Origin of the sequence: Chitinophaga sp. H8 (assembly GCF_040567655.1) — a bacterium.
Classification (GTDB): Bacteria; Bacteroidota; Bacteroidia; order Chitinophagales; family Chitinophagaceae; genus Chitinophaga; species Chitinophaga defluvii.
Map to the genome: position 1 here is coordinate 1 of NZ_JBEXAC010000011.1, position 688 is coordinate 688.

2 tRNA genes are annotated in these 688 nt (G+C 42.0%); both read left to right on the forward strand.

What is annotated here, in order from left to right:
- Nucleotides 1–336: 336 nt before the first annotated feature.
- Nucleotides 337–411: transfer RNA gene (locus ABR189_RS30055), tRNA-Ile, on the forward strand.
- A gap of 14 nt (nt 412–425) precedes the next feature.
- Nucleotides 426–499: transfer RNA gene (locus tag ABR189_RS30060), tRNA-Ala, on the forward strand.
- Nucleotides 500–688 lie beyond the last annotated feature (189 nt).

Sequence of the window (688 nt, forward strand, 5' to 3'; positions counted from 1 at the left end):
GTATCGGAAGGTGCGGCTGGAATACCTCCTTTTTAGAGCTCATTACCTGAGCTGTTGTTTCCATCTTTTAAATTGTTAGGCGAAAGCAGGCAGTTGGTTAAAGTAACACAGGTTGCTAATAGCTAACAGCCAATAGCTAAAAGCTCAAACAACAAACAATATGATGTGGCTTAAAGGTCTGTGATTCATAATCAAGACATCATCAATGCTAACAGCTAATAGCCAAAAGCTAACAGCTGGTTAGAAAAGTTCTTTAAAAATATTTTAATAGCCAAGTTGGTAATTTACGGACTGGAGTCAGTGGTCTGTGGACAGATGTCCGACTGGCATTGATATAGATCCGTAGCTCAGCCTGGTTAGAGCACTACACTGATAATGTAGGGGTCAGCAGTTCAAATCTGCTCGGGTCTACTAAACAATTCTCCGGGGGATTAGCTCAGTTGGCTAGAGCACCTGCCTTGCACGCAGGGGGTCATCGGTTCGAATCCGATATCCTCCACTTTGTTTTCCTGATAGGATCAACGAAGTGGAAAAACGGACAGCAACAAGATGTTGCTAAAAGCTAATAGCTAAAGGCTAACAGCTCAACAACAGGATGTGACTTCGGGTCTGTGATTCATAATCAACACATCATCAATGCTAACAGCTAATAGCCAAAAGCTAACAGCTAGTTAGAAATGTTCTTTGA